At 59.9% G+C, this 19,079-nt stretch carries 11 protein-coding genes; 6 read left to right on the top strand and 5 right to left on the bottom strand.

Going from position 1 to position 19,079, the window contains the following annotated elements:
• Positions 1-11: 11 nt before the first annotated feature.
• Positions 12-3,377: a mechanosensitive channel MscK gene (gene mscK, locus JH15_RS03820; RefSeq protein ID WP_231566366.1), complete on the bottom strand. Its 3,366-nt coding sequence runs from the start codon at positions 3,375-3,377 to the stop codon at positions 12-14.
• Between the two features lie 230 nt (positions 3,378-3,607).
• On the opposite strand from mscK, the gene JH15_RS03825 reads away from it, so the two are divergent.
• Complete coding sequence (locus JH15_RS03825) at positions 3,608-4,642, top strand: phospholipase A (RefSeq protein ID WP_043527171.1); 1,035 nt, start codon at positions 3,608-3,610, stop codon at positions 4,640-4,642.
• 154 nt (positions 4,643-4,796) lie between these two features.
• Here JH15_RS03825 and egtD read toward each other — a convergent pair whose 3' ends face one another.
• From egtD to JH15_RS03840, 3 genes are all read right to left on the bottom strand, one after another.
• The gene (gene egtD / locus JH15_RS03830; protein WP_043527174.1) at positions 4,797-5,762 is read right to left on the bottom strand and encodes an L-histidine N(alpha)-methyltransferase; all 966 of its coding nucleotides are present in this window, start codon (positions 5,760-5,762) and stop codon (positions 4,797-4,799) included.
• Positions 5,759-7,066, bottom strand: a complete 1,308-nt coding sequence (egtB, locus tag JH15_RS03835; protein WP_043527177.1) for an ergothioneine biosynthesis protein EgtB — start codon at positions 7,064-7,066, stop codon at positions 5,759-5,761. The genes egtD and egtB overlap by 4 nt, the downstream gene beginning before the upstream one ends.
• Before the next feature lie 132 nt (positions 7,067-7,198).
• Positions 7,199-8,407, bottom strand: coding sequence for a BaiN/RdsA family NAD(P)/FAD-dependent oxidoreductase (locus JH15_RS03840; RefSeq protein WP_043527180.1), 1,209 nt, complete (start codon positions 8,405-8,407; stop codon positions 7,199-7,201).
• Between the two features lie 233 nt (positions 8,408-8,640).
• Here JH15_RS03840 and JH15_RS03845 point away from each other — a divergent pair, with 233 nt between their 5' ends.
• The 5 genes from JH15_RS03845 (at position 8,641) to JH15_RS03865 (ending at position 15,694) form a co-directional block, all read left to right on the top strand.
• Complete coding sequence (locus JH15_RS03845; protein WP_052383880.1) at positions 8,641-9,759, top strand: efflux RND transporter periplasmic adaptor subunit; 1,119 nt, start codon at positions 8,641-8,643, stop codon at positions 9,757-9,759.
• Positions 9,759-12,890 carry an efflux RND transporter permease subunit gene (locus JH15_RS03850; RefSeq protein ID WP_043527183.1) on the top strand — a complete coding sequence of 1,044 codons (3,132 nt, stop codon included), beginning with the start codon at positions 9,759-9,761 and terminating at the stop codon, positions 12,888-12,890. Before JH15_RS03845 ends, JH15_RS03850 begins: the two co-directional genes overlap by 1 nt.
• 89 nt (positions 12,891-12,979) lie before the next feature.
• A complete protein-coding gene (locus JH15_RS03855) occupies positions 12,980-13,390 on the top strand; it encodes a SpoIIAA family protein (protein WP_052383881.1) in 411 nt (136 codons plus the stop codon).
• Positions 13,391-13,549: 159 nt separating this feature from the next.
• Positions 13,550-14,752, top strand: a complete 1,203-nt coding sequence (pncB, locus tag JH15_RS03860; RefSeq protein ID WP_043527187.1) for a nicotinate phosphoribosyltransferase — start codon at positions 13,550-13,552, stop codon at positions 14,750-14,752.
• Positions 14,753-14,797: 45 nt separating this feature from the next.
• Positions 14,798-15,694, top strand: coding sequence for an FRG domain-containing protein (locus JH15_RS03865; protein ID WP_081948862.1), 897 nt, complete (start codon positions 14,798-14,800; stop codon positions 15,692-15,694).
• Positions 15,695-16,245: 551 nt separating this feature from the next.
• Here the strand turns inward: JH15_RS03865 and JH15_RS03870 are convergent.
• Positions 16,246-18,978 (bottom strand): PAS domain-containing sensor histidine kinase, encoded by a 2,733-nt coding sequence (locus JH15_RS03870; protein WP_043527193.1) that lies wholly within the window; start codon positions 18,976-18,978, stop codon positions 16,246-16,248.
• Positions 18,979-19,079 lie beyond the last annotated feature (101 nt).

Consider the following 19,079-nt stretch of genomic DNA (forward strand, 5'->3'; position numbering starts at 1 on the left):
CCACTAAGCCGTCATGCCCCTGACGATGGCGGCCCCTGCACGGGCCCTGGACCTTGCACAGGGGATGGCCCCGCATTGCCCAACGGTTGCGAGAGCACCTGCACCGCCTGGCCCTGGGCGCTGTGCAGCCAGACATCGAGCTGATTGAAAGCGATCTCGACGCCATGCTCACGGAAAAGCGCATCGATACGGGTGTTGACCTCATCGGTGGCAAAGAGCCGGTCGGTGAGCGCGTTGACGAAAATACGCAACTCGAAATTCAACGTGCTTGCCCCGTAATTCATGAAAAAAACCTGCGGCTCGGGATCGGCAAGGACCCGAGCATTCTCCTTGGCTGCTTGATGTAGCAGGCGGTGCACCAACGCCAGATCCGAGCCATAGGCGACCCCTACACTCAAGACCACGCGCGTGATGTTGTCGGATAGAGACCAGTTGATCAGTTGGTCGGTGACGAACGTCTTGTTGGGGATGATGATCTCCTTGCGGTCGAAGTCGGTCACTGTCGTGGCGCGAATTCGGATTCGGCTGACCGTCCCATGCAGGTTGCCCAGCGTGATGGTGTCACCGATGCGCACCGGGCGCTCGAAGAGAATGATCAACCCTGAAATGAAGTTGGCGAAGATTTCCTGCAAGCCGAAGCCCAGACCGACGCCCAGTGCAGCGACCAGCCATTGCAGCTTGTCCCAGGAGACCCCCAGCGTAGCCAGGGATACCACCACCCCCGTGCCGACGATCGAGTAGGAAAGCAACGAGGTGATCGCGTAGGCGCTGCCCTGCTTCAGGCTCAACCGGGAAAGCACCATGACCTCCAGCAGACCCGGCAAGTTGCGAGCCATCATGAACGTCAGCGCCACCAGTACCAGGGCCGTGACGATATCCGCAACGCTGACGGCGCTGGCCACCACACCCTCGCCCTCGACGCGCTGGCCCTGCCATAGCGAGACCTGGTCGAGGTAGCCGAGCACGGCCAGAAGATCCGACCATACGAAATAGAGGATGACACTGAAGCCCACCAGCAGGATCAGCTTGGAAAGGCGTAGCGACTGCTGGTTGACCTGCTCCATGTCCAGGGGCGGTTCCTCGATGACTTCCAGGCCACCTTCCGCCCCTTCCTGGACCTGAGCACGGCGACGCGACAAGGCCCGGCGGTAGGCCAGTCGCCGCGCCGCCACGGCCAGCCCCCGGATCACTGCGGCTTCGACCAGAATCCATAGGCCCAGGAGATAGAGAGTGATCACGAAACGCTCGACCAGACTCAGTGCCGTGTATTCGTAGCCCAGACCAATCAGGATGAGCAACACTATCGGCACGCTGGCCAAGGCCAGTCCCAGCGCCAAGCGGAAAAGTTTGACACCAAAGAATGGCGTGTGCGCGAGGATCAGACGCACCATGAGCACGCTCATCGCCACCAGCCCAGCGACCATGGCCAACAAGGCCAGCGGACGCTCCGCCAGGGTCGATCCACTGTCAGCACTCAGTGCGCTTATCGACAGCACCGGAATCAATGCCATGCCGAGCCATAACAGCAGCCAGCGCAGCCGGCGGGCATAGCCGACCGGCCATGTGAAATGCTTGGTTGCCACGCCATCGCGCACGAGAAGCCGTCGTGACAGCCCGATCACGGCCCAGCCAAGAGCCAAGTGCCAGACGGCCTGCCCCAGACGCGCTGGAAACTCGCCGCCGCCCAGGATCAGCGCCGTTCCCAACGCCACCAGCACGAGCGGGCCCGGCAGGGCTATCAATAAATTGAGGACAATGGCCAAGGGCGTGTGTCGCTGCGAATCGCGCTTCAACCGACCCACCTCGGCATGCAACGTTTCGAGGTAGCGACGGATCCGGGGCCGCAACCAAAGCAATATCGCAGCAAGCAATAACGGCGGCAGCCCCCAGCCCGCTTTCAGCGACGGACGTTCCCAGAAATCGTGCATCGCTTCGGTCCACTCCCCGTGAAACAGATGCTGGCGAAACGTGGCCGGCAATTGGCGCAGCCACGTCAGATCCAGCCCACGCGCGTTGGCAACCCAGAACAGCTGTTCATCGATGACCGTACGCAGATCTCGGCTGATAGTGAGCAGTTGCTGTTGATTGAGCTGAAGATCGATCGCTGCGGTCAGCAGGCCACCGTATTCCTGCTCCAGCTGGTCGACGAGTTCACGTCGAGACTGGTAGAGCCGCTGTAACGAGTCGACCAAGGCAGCGGTTTCCTCGACACCGGCCTCTTCAAGACGCTGGGTTGCCAGGCGCTGGGCATTGCGCAAGCTTTCGCGTTGACGGCCCAACTCGAATTGCTTGAGCCTAAGATCGGCGATCTCTTCCTGCAGGTCGCGCCGTGCGTTGACCTGCGGCAATGCCTGCTGCTGTTCCCTGAGAATACGGGATAGCAATTGGCTACCTCGGATGGCATCGATCTGCTCGGTCAGGCTACGCTGAAGCTGACGCACCCGATCGAGCTCGCTGCGGACCGCAATCCCCTCCCGCGTGAGCCGATTGGTCCGGTCGGTGGCCCGTAGGAGTTCGAGACTCAGATCGCGATTGATCTGCTGGGCTCGGAGTACGATGGGGTGTCCCTCGGCGATCAAGGGGTCGTTGCGGGCGGCATCGGCGATCGCCTGTTCCGATTGCAGGCGACGTTGCCGGTCAATCACACTTTGCAAGACCGCGAGGCTGCTCTCCTCGGCGCTAAGTTGTTGCGCCAGCAATTCGCGACGCTGCATGGCAAGCTCGCGCAAGCGGGTGTTGCCGGTCAATTCACGCTGGTGAAGACGTAATTCGAGTTCCGCGACCTGCTGTTCGATCTGCAGCGCGGTGATCGCCGCTTCCTGGCCAGGCAGTGAGTTACGCTCGGCTTCCTCAAGCTCGCGACGCGTCCGCTCGAGCCGTTGCATGGCGTCCGAGATGGATTGCTGAGCCCGCTCGGGGACGGTTTGCGTGGCGATCAGATTGGCATTGATCTCCGCCTGGCGATCCTGAAGCCGCTGCAGCGCCGTCAACGATTCCTGCAACTGCGACTCGAGTTCGGCAATCGGGCGTCCACCCAGATCTTCGGCACTCTGGGTCGAAGGGGCGTCTTCCAGGCGAGACAGCTCACGCTCCAGCCGCAGGAGTTCATCGGGCGCCTGCTGGATGCGTTGATCGAGTGACTGCAGGCGCTGCTGTGCCGCCTCGAGGCGATCGAGTGCCGACAGCGTACGATTCAGTGCCTCGAGCTCGCGTGCAAGCCCCTCGTCCAGGGTTTCCTCGGCCTGTAGCGCCTGGATGCGCGTCGCGATTGTGCTGCGCTCCGGCAATTTCTCCTGGGCGATGGCCCTGCCACTGCCAACTGCAAGTATCAGCACGGCAAGAATGAACGCCAGACAGAAAACTGCCGATCGCTTCACGCCCCATCGGCTCGATTCGGGGGGGCCCGCCACTGCCCTGCCCGCCGCTATAGACTGCCTGCCCATACGCTACATGACCCACCGCTGCCAACCTTGATCGATGGCGGCGATTGTCGGGCCAGCGTGGGCGCTTGGCAATCACCCATAAGCGCTTTTGTGCATCGATTGACTTACACTGGCAGCGTGGTAGAAACAGCGCTTATGCCTTCACTTATTTTGGGTATGCTCCAATGCCGTCGGTCAGAGTAATTTCCTCTCTCGGGCTCGCCTGTCTGGCCCTACTTCCTTTTAACATTGCCATGGCCCAGGAGCAGACTGCTCCCGACCTGACCGACGCCGAGCGCAGGGCGATCGAATCACGCATTGAAGCGCTGACGGATGAGTTGGCGACACTACGCGGCCAATTGGCTGAGGCACGCAACACGACGCAGAATGACCCCACCGTCGATGCGCTGGAGGAGGCTCAGGAGCGCCGCGCCCTGGAACGTGAATCGCAGCGCAACCCGTTTGCCATCACGACCTACCGGCGCAACTATCTGTTGCCCTGGAGCTATAACGCGAACCCCAACGAGGATAGCTTCGACCAGATCGCTTCGGAAGGTCGCATGGGCAATGCCGAGGTCAAGTTCCAATTCAGCGCCAAGTTCAATCTCGCCGAAGACATTTTCGGCGATAACGGCGATCTATTTTTTGCATATACCCAGCGCAGCTGGTGGCAAGCCTACAATACCGAAGCCTCGTCCCCCTTTCGCGAAACCAACTACGAGCCCGAGTTCTTCCTCAGCTTCGACAACGACATGACGCTGTTCGGTTGGACCAACACTGAAAACCGGATCGCCATCAATCATCAATCGAATGGCCGCTCCGCTCCCCTTTCGCGAAGCTGGAACCGAGTCTATCTGGATAGTGTCTTCCAGCGTGGCGACTGGGCCGTCAGTATCGCACCCCACTGGCGGGTTCCCGAGTCGGAAGGTGATGACGACAATCCGGATATCGAGCGCTATATGGGCTACGGCGACATTACCGTGGCACGCCGTATGGAGGGCGACCATGAGGCCAGCCTGCTGCTGCGCGGTAACCTCGATGCAGGAAATATGGGGACACAGCTAGACTACTCTTGGCCGCTGTTCGGCAATGTCCGCGGTCATGTCCAGTATTATTACGGCTACGGTGAAAGCCTGCTCGATTACGACCATATCAATAATCGTCTAAGCATCGGCTTCAGCCTCAATCCGTTGTTCAGCGGAAGCCACTCGCTGCGCTGAACAAAGCGAAGAGCCAGCCCCGGCAGAATCAAGTGTTTGCGAACCGCATTCCACACGTGACGACGGGGCAGGACTCAAGCGAACGGGTGACGCTAAGACTTGTTGCCTCAGTGATAGGCCACACTGCCGCTGCAAAAGCTTCTCAAGGCTTGAATCAAACTTCCCGTTCCAGGTAGTGGAGACTGAAGAGGTTGTCCGGGTCGGTCCATAAGGCACGCGAAACGAAACCCGCTTCATTCGCCAATTGCTGAAATCCTTCCACGCTGTACTTGTACGAACTTTCCGTGTGCAGCGTCTCCCCTGCCGCGAAGGTCACACTATGTCCTGCCAGGGTCATTGTCTGGTCGCAGCGACTGACCAGATGCATCTCGATGCGCGACTGCGCCTCATTGTAGAAAGCCTGGTGCGAAAACCGAGCGGGATCGACATCGGCCCCGAACTCGTCACGGAGTCTCATCAGGAGATTGAGATTGAAGGCAGCGGTGAACCCGGCAGCATCGTTATAAGCGGCATCGAGTATCGGCCTGGGTTTGATCAGATCGACACCGACCAATAAGCCACTGCCTTCGGGTAATAACGTGCCCAGTCCGAGCAGGAAATCACGAGCGTCGTCAGGCGAGAAGTTACCGATGCTCGAGCCCGGAAAGAAAGCCACGGGGTGCGGCCCGACAACGGACTGGGGCAAGGTCACGGGACGGGAGAAGTCGGCACAGGCTGCGTGCACTTCCAGCCAAGGGTAGTCATCGGCCAACTGCCGGGTACTGTCGAGCAGGAAGTCTCGTGAGATGTCGATACCGACATAGCTGGCCGGGTGCAACGCCTCAAGCAACAAGCGGATCTTGCGACTCACCCCACTGCCAAGCTCGATCAAGGTGGCGTCTGGACCAACGGCCCGGGCAATATCACCGGCCCAATCCTTGAGGATCCCCTCCTCGGTACGGGTTGGGTAGTATTCAGGTTGCTGACAAATCTGATCGAAGAGTTCCGAGCCCCGGCGGTCGTAGAAGAACTTGGGCGAGACCCATTTAGGTGTGGCTGTCAGCCCCTCGAGCAATTCGTCATAAATCGATCCATCGGTCGAGGCTGGGTGGTTATCATGAAACGAAACGGCCGAATTCATGCCTGAACCTCCTTGGCTAGGCGAATTCCCGAAAAGGCCCAGCGAGCATGGGGCGGAAAGAAATTTCGGTAGGTATGCCGGATATGGTCCGATGGGGTAGCACAGCACCCGCCACGCAGGACCATCTGGCCTGACATGAACTTGCCATTATATTCACCCAGGGTGCCAGGCAAGGTGCGAAATCCGGGATACGGCCGATAGGCGCTACCGGTCCACTCCCACACATCGCCGAACAGCTGCGAGGCCTCGCCTTCCCTTGCCGGTGCAGCCACCGGTTGCAGGTGATCGTCCTCGACGAAGTTGCCCCTGATCTCGGTAGCCTGAGCCACCGTTTCCCATTCCATTTCAGTGGGCAGACGCGCTCCCGCCCACTGCGCATAGGCTTCCGCCTCGTAGAAGCTCACATGTACCACGGGGGCATTCTTATCGACCGGCACCAGCCCCGCCAAAGTCATGTAATGCCAGATTCCATCACGCCTGACCCAGTACAGAGGCGCCTCCCACCCTGCCTGCTGGACCTGTGCCCAGCCATCTGAAAGCCAGAGCTCGGAGCGCTCGTAACCGCCGTCATCCATGAAGGCCAGGAACTCGCCATTAGTGACCGGGCGGCTCGCCATCATGAACGCCTCGACAAATTCGCGATGCTCGGGCGATTCATTGTCATAGGCGAATCCTGCGCTGGCACGATGCCCGATGCGACGCACCCCTGCTGGATATTCCAGCCACGACAACGGCCCGGGATCGACGTCAGCCGCCGGTGCCAGATCGTCCCGATACACTGGATGCAGCGGGTTCTGGGCCAGGATGTGCTTGATATCCATGACAAGCAGTTCCTGATGCTGCTGCTCGTGATGCAGTCCCAGCTCCAACCGACGTACTATCTCCTCGACATGCTCGGCAGGCGGGTTCTTCAATAGCTCGACCATGGCGCTATCGATGTGCGCCCGATATCGGTACACATCCGCTACGGTGGGTCGGGAAAGCGTACCGCGACTCGGCCGAGGAAACGGGGTGCCGTGCGTTTCGTAATAGGAATTGAAGAGAAAATCGTAGGCCGGATCGAGCGTGCGATACGAGGGCTGGAAGGGGGTAAGAATGAAGGCTTCGAAAAACCAGCTGATGTGCGCGAGATGCCATTTGGGCGGGCTGACGTCATCCATACTCTGGATTACGTAATCCTCGGTGTGTAGCGGTTCACACAAGGCTTCCGAGGCGGCACGTATGCGCTGGTAGCAGCGAAGCCACTCCTTGGTGTGCTGGCTATCGAGAGTTTCACTCTCGGCGAGGGAGGCGAGAGGGGGCATGATTCACTCCTGTAAGGCGGCACGGTACCCCTATGTACCGGCCTACCTTGAGCGTAGCATTGCCCCGGCGGCACTCTGGTTACCTCTTGTTAACGCCTCTCTGCCCGCTCCGTTACAGCCTGAGGTCAAGCCTTAGAGCGACTGGCCACACGCCACTCCGGAAGCCCAGGCCCATTGAAAATTATAACCGCCAAGCTCACCGGTGACATCCAGCACCTCGCCGATGAAACGAAGTTGCGGTAGCCCGTCGACCTCGAACGTCTTCGAAGAAATCGCCTGCGTGTCGACGCCCCCCAGGGTCACTTCGGCGGTACGCCAGCCTTCGGTCCCGGCCGGTTTGAGCCGCCACTGCCCCAACCGATGAGACCAGGCCTCGATAAGCGCATTGGAGAGTTCGGCCAATGCCGGATCCTCGCCATGCCATTCGGTCAGGGCGCTTGCCAGCCGCTTGGGCAGGCGTTCTCCCAACCAGGTGGAGAGCCGCCGTTTGGGTGTCGCCGTGCGGGCCTGTGCCAAGGCCTCACCTATCGGCTCCCCGGGAAGGAGATCGATTTCCAATTCATCACCGGGCTGCCAGTAACTGGATATCTGCAGCATACCGGGGCCGGAGAAGCCGCGATGGGTGAACAGCATGGGTTCGAGATATCGGCGATCCCGCCCCGGGCCGAGCCGTGTGCCATCGCGAATGACGCTGACCCCGACGTCGCAGGCCACCCCGGCGAGCCCAGCCGCACGCTCCTTCCATTGCGAGGTCAGGGTAAATGGCACCAAGGCCGCTCGGGTCTCGGTGACGTTGAGTCCGAACTGGCGCGCAAGGTCGTATCCGAAACCGGTGGCCCCCATGGTGGGAATCGATAGCCCACCCGTGGCCACAACAACCGCACCGGCATCGATACAGCCCAACGAGGTCTGCAAACGCATGCCATCGCCACGTCTTTCTACAGATGTGATCGAGGTCTTCAAGGCGATCTCGACCAACGCCCACTCGCATTCGGTGAGCAATAATTGAACGATGTCACGAGCCGACTCGCTGCAAAAAAGCTGCCCTGGGGCTTTTTCGACGTAATCGACGCCATGGCGCTCGACAAGCTCGACGAAGTGCTCGGGACGATAGCGCTTCAGTGCAGAGATACAGAAACCGGGATTGGCCGAGAAGAAATTCGCCGGCGTCGTGGCAAGGTTGGTGAAGTTGCAGCGCCCGCCTCCCGACATGAGGATCTTCTTGCCGGGCTTGTTGGCATGATCGATCAGGAGCACCCGTCGACCGGCATAGCCTGCGGTCAGGGCACACATCAAGCCGGCGGCACCGGCGCCGATCACCACCACGTCGGTCTGGGTCATGCAGATACCACTGAAATAGGCGTTGGCGGGCCATCTTAACAGAGCGACCCGATGGCGACCCCTTGCTTGGCACATCCTATTGAATAGCTGTGCAGTGCACACCTGTAATGTATAGTTTTTGTATAGGCAAATTTACGCGTTTTTACCACATTGGGGCTGTGCATGGACGGTAGCCTATGACAACGACATCAACAGGCCGTCACACGCCCCATCCGTTAACGACAAGAGATCCCATGACCCACGTCCTGTGCTTCATGCGGCGAGCCCTCTGCCCGCTTCTAACGATCGCCCTGCTCGTGCCGCTCACGTCGCATGCCCAATCTGACCGCTTGCCGGTCATTGCCAGCTACGTGGAAGCGACCCGATGGTCGGATCCCCTGGAGGCGCTGGGCACGCTGAGAGCCGATGAAAGCGTGACGATTTCCTCTACCGTGACCGAGATCGTCGCCGAGCTGAACTTCAGCGATGGCGAAGCCGTCGAGGCCGGACAGCTGCTGATTCGCCTGCAGGATGCAGAGGAACAGGCCCAGCTGCGTGCGGCACAGGCCCAGGCGGACGAACGTCGCAACGCAGTCGAGCGCTCCTCACAGTTGCAACAGCGCAATCTGGGTTCACGTGCCGATGTCGAGGATAGCCGGGCCCAGTTGCGTCGGGTCGAGGCGGAGGTCGAGGCACTTGAGGCCCGGATCGCCAGCCACCGCATTCGCGCCCCGTTCGACGGCATTGTCGGGCTACGCGATATCAGCACCGGCACGCTGGTGACGCCAGGCATGGATCTGCTGACGCTGGATAAGCTGGATGTGGTCAAGCTCGATTTCAGCGTACCCGAAGTGAACCTCGCCTCGCTGCGGCCGGGCCTGACACTGACGGCACGCACCCCCGCCTACCCTGATGACACCTTTGAAGGCGAGATAGCCACGGTCGGTACCCGCGTGGATCCTGTAACGCGCAGTGTTTCGGTACGCGCCGTATTGCCCAACGCTGAGCGCCGTCTACGTCCCGGTATGCTGATGGAGGTCATCCTGCAGCGCCAACCGCGCGATGCCCTGGTCGTGCCGGAGGCCTCGCTGGTACCCAGCGGAGAGCGCCATTCTGTGTTCCTGATCAATGAGCAGGACGATCATCAGCTCGAACGGCGTGAAGTGAAGGTGGGCGAGCGGCGCTCCGGCGAGGCGGAAATCCTTGAAGGCCTCGAGGGCGGTGAACTGCTGGTACGCCATGGCTTGCAGCGGGCGCGTGACGGAAGCCCTGTCGATGTGCTGGGCATCGCTGGCGATGAGTCCGAGATTTCCGACATTCTTCAGCGTCACCGGGGTTTGCAAGACGCGGACGGTGCCGAGGGCGAAAGCTGATGCGCCTGTCTGACATTTCCGTTCAACGCCCGGTGCTGGCCACGGTCATCGCCGCGCTGATCGTCGCATTTGGCCTTCTGGCCTTGCAGCGGCTTCCCTTGCAGGAATACCCCTCGATCGACCCGCCGGTGGTCAGCATCGATACGCGTTACCCCGGGGCGTCTGCCAGCGTCGTGGAATCGCGCATTACCCAGGTGCTTGAAGACCGCATCGCCGGGGTCGAAGGCATCGAATTGATCACCTCGTCCAGCGAAGACGGCCGGTCGCGTATCGACGTCGAATTCTCGCTGGCCATGGATATCGATGCTGCCGCCAACGACATTCGTGATCGTATTTCGGGGGCGCTGCGCAACCTGCCCGACGAGGCCGATCCCCCCGAAGTACAGAAGGCGGATAGTAGCGAAGACGTGGTGCTGTGGCTAAGCCTGTCCGGCGAGGACTACACCATGGCCGAGCTCACCGACTATGCCAATCGCTACCTGGTGGATCGCTTTTCCGTTCAGCCGGGGGTCGCGCGGGTGCGCGTGGGTGGCGGGCTCGACTACGCGATGCGCATCTGGATCGATCGCAATGCCCTGGCGGCCCGCAACCTGACGGTCGGCGACGTCGAAGATGCCTTGCGCAGCGAGAACGTCGAGTTACCTGGGGGCTCGATCGAGTCAAAAGAACGCCAGTTCATCGTACGGCTGCCGCGCAGCTTCGCTACGCCGGACCAGTTCAATTCGCTGGCCCTGGCCCAGGGGAGCGACGGCACGGTGGTGCGTCTCGGCGATGTGGCACAGGTCGAGATCGGCGCGGTCGAGAACCGCTCGATGTTTCGCGCCAATGGCGTTCCCATGGTCGGCCTGGGCATGATGAAGCAGTCCACGGCCAATGTGATGTCGCTCTCCGACGGAGTCATTGCCGAGATGGAGCGTGTACAACCGACGCTGCCCGACGGCATGGAGCTGCGGCTCAATTTCGATTCATCGATCTTCGTTTCCGGCGCCATCGGTCAGGTAGTGTCAACGCTGTTCATCGCCATGGGATTGGTGGTGCTGGTGATCTTCATGTTCCTGGGCAACTTTCGCACCACCTTGGTCCCTGCCGTGACAGTACCTATCGCCCTGGTGGGCGCCTTTATCGCCCTGGCGGCCTTCGGCTTCTCGATCAACCTGCTGACCCTGCTGGCCCTGGTGCTTGCCATCGGCCTCATCGTCGACGATGCCATCGTGGTACTCGAGAACATCAACCGGCGCATGCATGAGTATGGCGAATCGCCATTGGTGGCCGCTTTCTACGGTACACGACAGATTGCCTTTGCGGTCATCGCTACCACCCTGGTGTTGATCGCGGTCTTCTTGCCACTGAGCTTCCTGCAGGGCGATATCGGCCGTCTGTTTTCGGAGTTCGCCTTGACGCTGGCGGCTGCGGTGGCCATTTCCAGTCTATTGGCGCTCTCCCTGACGCCGATGATGGCCTCGAAGATTCTTAGTCCGCGCATGAACGAAGGGCGTCTTGCACAAGGTGTCCAGGCGCTGCTGGATTTCAGCCAGCGCATATACCGGCACCTCTTGCTGGGCGTGCTCAAGCTGCGCTGGCTGGTAGTGGCACTCTTCCTGGGCATGGTCGGCGCCACGGCCTGGCTTGCCAACCAGCTTCCCAACGAATACACACCGCAGGAGGATCGCGGCAATTTTTTCATTCTAGTCAACGGTCCGGAGGGAGCGACTTATGACTACGTCATGGACTACATGGACGAGATCGAAGCCCGGCTTACCCCATTGATCGAGGCCGGTGAGGTGGAGCGCGTCGTGGTCCGTGCGCCTCGCGGCTATGGAAATATCGAAAACTTCAACAATGGCTTCGCCATCGTCAACCTGACCGAATGGGGAACCCGGCGCTCGGCTTGGGAAATCATGGATGACGTGCGGGAGAGGCTGGGTAGCCTGCCCGGGGTGAGTGCCTTCCCGGTGATGCGGCAGGGCTTCGGTCAGCGCGTCCAGAAACCGGTGCAGTTCGTACTCGGCGGCGGGACGTACGAACAGCTGGCAACGTGGCGCGATGCGATGATGGATCACATTCGCGACAACAATCCCCGGCTTACCGGGCTCGATAGCGATTACCGGGAAACCCAACCCCAACTGCGGGTGGATATCGACTATCAACGTGCCTCGGCGCTGGGGGTCACCGTGACCGAAATCGGCCGGACCCTGGAAACCTTGCTTGGCGGGCGCAGCGTGACCCGCTACGTCGATGACGGCGAGGAATATGAGGTGATTGTCGAGGGCGATCGCGAGGCGCAGCGCAGCCCCCGCTCGCTGGATAATATTCAGGTGCGCTCGGCGCGCAGTGGCGAGCTGATACCTCTGGCCAGTCTGGTCACCCTGACCGACTTCGCCGGGCCCAGTACCCTCAATCGTTTCAACCGTATCCGCTCGATCACGCTGGAAGCCAACCTCGCGGACGGGTATCCGCTGGGCGAGGCACTGACCTACCTGGAGCAGACCGCTGCAGACATCCTGCCTCCTGAGGCCCAGACGGATGTTGCCGGCGCCTCACGCGATTATCAGGAAGCCAGCGGCGCTTCGACATTCCTGCTGGTGCTCGGCGCCCTGGTGGTGTTCATGGTGCTCGCGGCACAATTCGAAAGTTTCGTGCACCCCTTCGTGATCATGCTCACGGTACCGCTGGCGATGAGCGGTGCCTTGCTGGGACTCTACCTCTCGGGACAGTCGCTCAATATCTACAGCCAAGTGGGGCTGGTCATGCTGGTGGGGCTCGCGGCCAAGAACGGGATTTTGATCGTGGAATTTGCCAACCAATTGCGCGACGAAGGCCGGGCGTTTCACGATGCGTTGATCGAGGCCTCGGTGACCCGCTTGCGCCCCATCCTGATGACTGCCGTCACCACCATGGCCGGTGCGATTCCCTTGATCGTTTCGAGCGGCGCCGGTGCCGAGACGCGACTGGTGCTGGGGACGGTGATCCTATGCGGGGTGGCCGCCGCCACGCTGTTCACCCTGTTCGTGGTTCCTGTGGCCTATGATCTCCTGGCCCGCCATACCGGCTCGCCCGGGGACGTCAAGCGCCGCCTGGCCCACGAGGAGCAGCAGTTGCAACAGCGACAGGAAGCGACGCCGCCCTCTTAGCGGGAGGCCGTATGGCATGGGGCTGCTATGCTCAAGCAAGTAGCCCCATGCCCTTTCGCCTTACCCCAGCAAAGACCGGAGAACCGTACATGATCGAACTGCTTCCCTCGGATGCGCCCCATGTCGTGGCTTTCAGGGCGAGTGGCCGGGTCGATGTCAACGACCTGCAACAGGGTATCGACGCCATCGAAGCCGTCAAGAAACTGCATTCACGCATCAGTGTGTATGCGGAGATCGATGACATGCGTTGGATGACCGCTACGGCCTTGCTTCGCGATTTCGGGTATGGATTGAGCCAACTCGGCGATCTGAACCACTACTACCGCGTCGCGGTCGTCAGCGACCGCAGTTGGGTACGCCCTGTCACGGAACTCGAGTCTCGCCTGCTTAGCTCTCCTGAGGTACGTGCGTTCGCCACTCAAGACAAGGCGGCTGCCAAGGCGTGGGTCATGGTCATGCCCAGTGGGGCTGACGGCGCAAGCGGCTCTACCGCCCCGTGACATACGCAGAGAGCCGCAACCAGTCATTCCCCGGTCGCCGTTGCCCTGCTTGACCGGGTCTGTGGCGTGGGGGTTGGCGTCGGGCGCCGAAAGCCGCAACATGACGGTTATTACCGTGGGTTTACCCACGACTCGATAATCGCATAGGGAACGGCGCACATGACATCAGCCTACCGCGACCAGGAACGCATCATCACGTCACTCCTGGATACCGATTGGTACAAGCTCACCATGATGCAGGGCGTGCATCACAAGTATCCCAACGCCAGCGTGAGCTGGGAGTTTCGTTCGCGCAATGCTGAGGATCTCGAACCGTATATCGGGGAGATACGCGAGCAGATCGACTTGCTCAATACCTTGCGCCTGAGTAGTGAAGAGTCGACCTACCTCAGCAATTTTTCATACATGTCACCCGACTTCATTCGCTTTCTGGAGCTGTTTCGCTTTCGTCCCGAATATGTCGACGTGCGCATGGAAGGGCCGGACCTTCGTATCCTTATCGATGGTCCCTGGTCACACAGTATCCTGTTCGAGATCGTGATCCTGGCCATCATCAGCGAGATCCGCAATCGCACCCTGTACCCGTGGGTCACCGTCGACCAGGCCGTCGACCAACTGAGAACCAAGCTCGACGGATTGAAGCGAAACTACTCCCAGGAGCAATTGGCCGGATTCAAACTGGCGGACTTCGGGACGCGCCGGCGCCTGTCGCAGCCGGTGCAGGAAGCCATCGTCGAAGTGCTGGAAGAGTCGTTCCCCGGCGATTTCGTGGGAACCAGCAATGTGGATATTGCCCGACGTCAGGGGCTCTGCCCCATGGGGACCATGGCGCATGAATGGGTCATGGCCCATCAGCAGCTTGGAAGCCGGCTGGTCGACAGCCAGCGTGCCGCGCTGGAGGCATGGGTTCAGGAATATCGTGGCGACCTGGGGATCGCCCTGACGGACACCATTACCCTCGACGCCTTCCTCAATGATTTCGACCTGTACTTTGCCAAGCTGTTCGATGGGCTGCGCCACGATAGTGGCGATCCGATCGTTTTCGGAGAGAAATGCATTCGGCACTACAAGCGCCTGGATATCGATCCCAAGACCAAGACGCTGATTTTCAGCGACTCGCTCAATTTCGACAAATGCATGGAGATCAAGGCGGCTCTTGAGGGGCGGATACGCACCAGCTACGGCATCGGCACCAACCTGACTTGCGATGTACCAGGCGTCACGCCCATGAATATCGTCATCAAGATGGTCTCGTGCAACGGCCAGCCGGTCGCGAAGATATCCGACGAGCCCGGAAAAACGACATCACGTGATGAGAGTTATGTCCGTTACCTGAAGCGCGTCTTCAACGTCGAGCATTAAGGATCTGCTGTCACACCCGGCAGGCAAGCAGTGAGGAATAGCCACATGGAAGAGGCTACAACGAACGGGACGGGGCCAAGGGATAGGGACCACACCTCGGTGGACAGCTTGCTGGGTGCGCTCGTCGCCAGCACTTCGACCGCCAGAGCCTATCGAGGGCATGGAGACTCAACCTGGCACCTGGAACCCTCCATCGTTCGCAACCCCCGATACCGATATCGCAATCGACAATGCGGCTCCGCCCGGGAAAGCGCGATTCCCTTGGAAAATCGCTTTCTGGTCATGTATGTCGATGCGTGTGACAAGGCAGGGCTCAAGGTATCCGGCGATGGGGAAAAACTACGCAACTATCTCGACGATCCTGAACTCATCGACAAGGAAGAGAATTCAGCGCCGGGAACGACACAATGGCCGGGCAACAGTAACGAGATGCTCTCCCTGCTCGCCCAGGCGCAACACCATGGGGTACCGACTCGACTACTGGATTGGACCACCGCACCGCTAGTGGCCGCTTACTTCGCCGCGGCCTCAGCACTAAGACGTTGGGCGCGCCACCCTCGAGAAGATACCTTGGCTCGCAAGTTGACCGTCTGGGAACTGAATATCGATGAATCGAAACGCTTCCGAAGCAAGTTCGAAATACAGCGCGCCCCAGGCAGTGTAAGCGCTCACCTACCTGCTCAACGAGGTATCTTCACGGTCCCTAAAGGGGTCAAGGTGCCTAGCTTGCGTCTCGAGGAGCATGCGGAGTCCAGTCAATTCCTGACGCGGCATCATCTGTCTGTCCGTCACGTCCCGGAGCTGCTGCGGGAATGCGACCGCCATGGCTATTCAGCCGCGACACTCTTTCCGGATTACGAGGGTGCTGCCAAGCATGCCGAAGAGGTCTTCCTAATCAGCGAGCTGAACGAAGCGCTAGGTGGTAGCGGGGACTTCCTATAATAGAAGAAGGCCCGCCCCGTCAGGGCGAGCCTTCTATTGACGCTGTCCTTGCACTCCTCACGAACGTCCTGTTCGCGCCTCCCTGGGATGCTGGGTACCGTCCTGGCACCGCTTTCCTGTGCACGTCCTTGCGCGACAACGGCACTGTCTCATGCCCATGGCGCTGAGCCTGATAACCCAGGTTATGCCGGCGTGTAGGATAAAGCCGTTAATACGTGTAAGAGATTGGCTATGTCTGGCAAGAAATCGCCAGATAACAGAGGGATAAACACAGGAAAAAATTGGGTAGGTTTTGAGCCGTTGTAAAAGAAGCCCGGCCTAAAGGCCGGGCTTCTTGGCGCTGCTTCGCGCTAGCGTCCTGCTAAGCACCCACGAGCATCCTGCTCGTGCATCCTTGGTACGTCGAGCATCCTTGCTCGGGTTCCTTTGGACCGCTCCTTGCTCACGGGAAGTACTTTGACACAGCGAAGCGGCAGCTTATTTAACCTGGATTATCAAGCGACGTACGAGCTTGCTGATTCATATGTAAGAAATATCTTACAACGAGCTCATCATAGCGCCCAATGGGCCTGTCTAGGCGCCTGTATAATCACTCGCGTCCCCCGCCCTTGCTCAGCATCGACGATCATTCGCCCCCCAATCTGACGAAGCCGCTCACGAACGTTCGCAAGGCCGAAGCCCGTCCCTGACGCCTGGTCGCCTTCCAAAGCCATCGGGTTTGCGCCATACCCTCTGTCCTCGACCTGTATTGTCAGGATTTGCCCTTCCTGTCTGAGTTCGACGTAAGCCACTGTGGTCCCGGCATGCTTCTTCACGTTGAAAAGCAGTTCACGCACGATCTGGAACAGCAGAACGCGCAAATCCTCCTTCAGCGGTGCAAGCACCTGGTCGGCCCCCAGTTGGACTTCGAGCCCATGCAGCTCGAGCATCTGACGCTGTAGCCACTCCAAGGCTTCCAATAACCCTTCCGACTTGAGGATGGGTGGGCTCAGGTCCACCGTGAGCTGGCGTGTCGTATCCACGGCCTGGCCCAGCAAGGCCTGGGTCTCCTCGACAGCCCTGGCCAAGTCGGGATACGCAGAGCGAAGTAACTTGCCACTGACCATGCGCAACTTGAATTGCAGGCCATAAAGCAATTGCTGAAGATCATCATGCAGAATCTGCGAGACTCGCCGGCGCTCTTCTTGTTCCGCCATGGTGAGTCGATAGGCCATGTGACGCACTTCAGCCTCGGCACGCTTACGCTCTTCGATGTCGGTATTGCTGCCGAACCAGCCCACCACCCGATTCTCGTCGTTACGCAAAGGGATACCGTGCAGCGCCACCCATCGCCAGGCTCGAGTCGGGGCATGCCATAGACGGAATTCATCCAGGTGGGTAGTACCCGAGGCCACCGAATCGAGCCATGCCTTGATCGTTCTGGGACGGTCATCGGGATGGATCAGCGCATCCCAGCCGTTCTGCAACCACTCCTCCCGGCCCTGCCCCGTATAGGCACGCCAGGAAGGCGAATCTTCAGCAATCCGTCCCTGAGGATCCGTACTCCAGATAATCTGAGCCGATGTCGTTACCAACAGGCGGAAGCGCTCCTCACTGGCCGCCAACGACTGAGTACGTGCCTCGACCAGTTCTTCAAGGCGTTCCCTAGTGATGTGTTGCTCGTGAATATCCGTGGCAGCGCCGAACCATTGGGTGATACGCCCATGCTTATCGTGTATAGGCACGGCTTCGACCAGGAACCAGCGATAGGCCCCGTCCCGGCGGCATACACGATGTTCCTGCCGCAGGGGTTGGCCCGCCGCAATGGCATGCCGGTAGGCGTCCAGCACGTTGTCCCTGTCTTCGGGATGAAGTACCTCGGCCCAGCCATAGCCGAACGAGGCTTCTATATCGAGACCGGTGTATTCGCTCCAGCGACGATTCCCCCAGGTACGGGTGCCATCGGGGGCGGCTCGCCATAAAAGGTCGGGTACCAGGTCGGCGAGCGTCCGAAAGCGTGCTTCACTTTCGTGCCGAGCCTGTTCGGCATTTCGCTGGGCCGTGACATCCACGACGAACTCGACACATTCATTGGGGCCGATCTTGGCCCCGGTGAACAAGCCCCACCAGCGCGAGCCATCCGGCCTGATCAGCTCTTTCTCGTAGGGTGAAAAACGCCCGGTTTCTCTCAGCTCGTCGAACACTTTCATGGTCTGCGGCATCCACTCGGGGAGGGTCAGATCGGAAGATTTCATCTCACCGTTGACAATATCTGCCCGCGATACCCCCGCTATGCGCAAAAAGGCATCGTTGGCATCGATAAAATGACTATCGAGGTTAAAGAACAGTACGCCTACCGTCTCGATTTCCAACACGCGCGCTAGCCGTTCCTGACTGGTGCGTACGGCTTCCTCCATGCGTCGGCGTTCGGTCAAGTCCAGCATGGAGCCAATCATGCGGTAAGCCCTGCCCTCGTCATCGCGCGCGATATAGCCTCGGTCCAGGAAGGTGGCGTAGCTCCCATCGCTTCTGCGAAAGCGATACTCGCCACGCCAAGTATCTGCCCCCCCTTCGATGGCCGTGTGGATACTATTGACGACTCGCTGACGATCTTCAGGGTGAATATTGCAGTACCAGCCTTTTACGGTGGGCCCGAGCTCTTCTGGAGTACAGCCGAGTTGGGTCAATACGGCCTCGTTCCAATCGACTCTGTTAGTGAGGAGATTCCAATCCCAGATGATATCGTTGGTAGCACGACCAATCAGACGATAGCGTGCTTCGCTATCGCGACGCGCCTGCTCTACCTGATCCCGCCAGATGGTTTCGGTCGTCTCGGCGACAGTCGCCAGGACACCGCCGACCTGGCCGTCATTGGCAATGACGGGAGAAAAGGCGAGAGTGAAGAAGGCTTCTTCCGGGAAGCCATGGCGCTCAAGGACAAGCCGCTGATTCTCGAAGGTCAACGAAGCACGATTTCTAACCTGTTCGAAAATCGGGGCATTGAATTCCCATACTTCGGGCCAGCATTCACGTGTCGGCTGCCCTAACCCAATTGGATGCTTGTCCCCCATGACTTCTCGATAGCCGTCATTATAGATCTGGACGAGTTCGGGGCCCCACAGCAGGATCATCGGCGAAGGCGAGGCGGTGACCAGGCTTGCGGCAGTTCGCAGGCAGGGAGACCAATCGGAAATGGCCCCCAATGGGGTGGATGACCACTCTTTTTCGCGACAGAGCCGGTCCAACTCGCTTTCGCCATGAAAGAGTTGAGCGGCGATATTATTCCAGGGGGGATTGGAGGACACGAGAGATTCCAGTCAAGGCGGTATTCGATGCCTTGGCCCTACAAACGACCGCTGCAGGGCGCAAGTCAATCTCCACCTTACCAGAGCCAGCGTGTCAGCAT

This window comes from Litchfieldella xinjiangensis (assembly GCF_000759345.1).
Classification (GTDB): domain Bacteria; phylum Pseudomonadota; class Gammaproteobacteria; order Pseudomonadales; family Halomonadaceae; genus Litchfieldella_A; species Litchfieldella_A xinjiangensis.